The organism is uncultured Eudoraea sp. (assembly GCF_947258525.1).
GTDB lineage: Bacteria > Bacteroidota > Bacteroidia > Flavobacteriales > Flavobacteriaceae > Eudoraea.
The window spans coordinates 1-2,367 of record NZ_CAMYIP010000123.1 but is presented as its reverse complement, the minus strand read 5'-3'; the positions used below and the strand labels follow the sequence as shown (position 1 = coordinate 2,367).

General features: G+C 42.9%; 2 protein-coding genes. One reads left to right on the top strand and one right to left on the bottom strand.

All coding sequences use genetic code 11. From position 1 onward, the window contains the following. On the top strand, nucleotides 1-1,348 hold a 1,348-nt coding region (locus Q0X89_RS09570), incomplete at its 5' end, for a 4Fe-4S dicluster domain-containing protein (protein ID WP_297693508.1). Here Q0X89_RS09570 and Q0X89_RS09565 read toward each other — a convergent pair. After that, nucleotides 1,334-2,203 (bottom strand): UDP-2,3-diacylglucosamine diphosphatase, encoded by an 870-nt coding sequence (locus Q0X89_RS09565; protein WP_297693506.1) that lies wholly within the window; start codon nucleotides 2,201-2,203, stop codon nucleotides 1,334-1,336. The two genes, Q0X89_RS09570 and Q0X89_RS09565, sit on opposite strands and share 15 nt — an antisense overlap. Nucleotides 2,204-2,367 lie beyond the last annotated feature (164 nt).

Genomic DNA, 2,367 nt, shown 5'->3' with positions numbered 1-2,367 from the left:
GATCGTCGATCCCTACCCCATGGATCAGGCCTTGCGATATGAAACTGATCGTACGGAGCCATCAGTTAAAACACTGTTAGATTTTTCCGATAGTCAGGGAATTCTACGCGCCGCAGAAAAATGCAATGGGAGTGGGGATTGCAGGAAGAGTCACCTAATGTCGGGTGCTATGTGTCCGAGTTACCAGGCTACGCACAATGAAAAAGACACAACACGGGCCAGGGCAAATGCGCTTCGTGAAGTATTAACCCATTCTACAAAAGCCAATAGATTTGACAGCAAGGAGTTAAAAGAGGTATTTGACCTTTGTCTGTCCTGTAAAGCTTGTGCCAGTGAATGTCCCAGCAATGTAGACGTGGCCAGTTTGAAGGCAGAATTTCTTCATCAATACCAGCAAGCACATGGAAGAAGTTTCCGGGATCGACTTTTTGCGGGTTCCACAAATTTAAACCGTAAGGGAAGCAGATTTGCCCCACTGGTGAATGCTTTACATCGGGGTGCGCTCAGCGCTGGGATATTTAAGTGGATCTATGGAGTAGCACCAAAAAGACGTCTGCCAAAAATATTAAGTTTTGATTTCAATAAATACTTGTATACTTCTGTAAAAGAAGAAGATAAAAGCAATAAAAGCATTGTTTTATTTATTGATGAATTCACCCAATACCAGGATATACAAGTAGGAAAGGATGCGATCGATTTATTGACTTCTCTTGGTTATTCCATTGAGTTATATCATGGAGATAGTGGTAGGGCACTAATCTCAAAAGGATTCCTGAGCGAAGCGCAAGCGGCAGCATTGCGAGTTGTTAAAGATCTTGATGATCCGTCTGATAACAGGCCTATTGTGGGCCTGGAACCCTCTGCTATCCTGACGTTGCGGGACGAATTCACTCGCTTTGGCATGGATCCGGAACAAGTAAACAGGATCAAATCAAGGACTTACATGCTGGAAGAATTCCTGGCATTGGAAATGGAAGCGGGAAGGATATCATCCCAGAAATTCACGGACGAGGAATGTATCATACACGTCCATGGACATTGTCATCAGAAAGCCTTATCGGATCCGGATAAAACGCTGAAAGTACTGGGGTTGCCTACGAACTACAAGGTTCATTATATACCGTCCGGTTGTTGTGGTATGGCCGGTTCCTTTGGGTATGAAAAAGAGCATTATGATGTGAGTATGGACATTGGCGACCTAATCTTATTTCCTTACATACGATCTTTAGGGAAAGAGGTTTTAGTGGCAGCTGGCGGTACGAGTTGCAGACACCAGATCCTTGATGGTACTGGCTATAACGCCAAACACCCTGTTTCTATATTGAAAGAAGCATTACTCATCGACTGAGGTTCCGTCCTTTTCTTTTTTCTCCTTTTTGACATTTCGGTCTACCAGAATGGAGATCAGGTCATTCATGTCCATGCCCTTCAGCTCTTCGTCCGCATAAAAGGCACGCAATTTATCCTCGTTATAATGATAGATTTTCCAGCGTTTAAACGCGTATTCCAAGGCAGTAAGATGCTCTACCCAATCCCCCGAATTAAGGTAGGTGCATTGTCCTTTGTCGTTCTGTCGTATTTCCTTCTTAGGTTGGTGGATATGACCGCATACGACATAGTCGTATTCCTGATCTATGGCTAGATCTATGGCTGTATTCTCAAAGTCATTGATGTACTTCACAGCGCCTTTCACACTGTTCTTGATCTTTTTTGACAGGGAATATTTTTCCCGCCCGAATCGTGTCAGTACCCAATTTACAAAGCGGTTGAGCAAGATCAATAAATTATAGCCATAGCCTCCCAATTTGGCCAACCATTTGGCCCGCTGCACCGAAATATCAAAGACATCTCCGTGAAAGATCCAGGCCTTTTTACCATCTAGTTCGAGTACCAATTTGTTTACTATGGAAAAATTTCCAATGCTCGTATCGCTGAATTTACGGAGCATTTCATCATGGTTCCCGGTAATGTAGACCACTTCGGTGCCATTACTGGCCATAGAAATGATCTTTTTGATCACCTTTAAATGGGAAGAGGGAAAATACCGCTTGCTGAACTGCCAGATATCTACAATATCTCCGTTCAGGATCAACTTTTGCGGTGTAATACTACTGAGGTAAGCGATAAGTTCATCTGCGTGGCAACCATACGTGCCTAAGTGTACATCGGAGATAACAACAACATCTACTTTTCTTTTCTTCAAGGGGCGTAGTTAATTCACTACAAAATTAGGGTGCTTATTCGATGAATCGGGCTATTGCAGGTGATGAATTCTTCAATTCTCGGTTAACTTAGTATTAAATAGCGCTGGGAATTGTTAATTCAACATTAAGCCGATTTTTATCCGATGGGATTAACATCTATCTT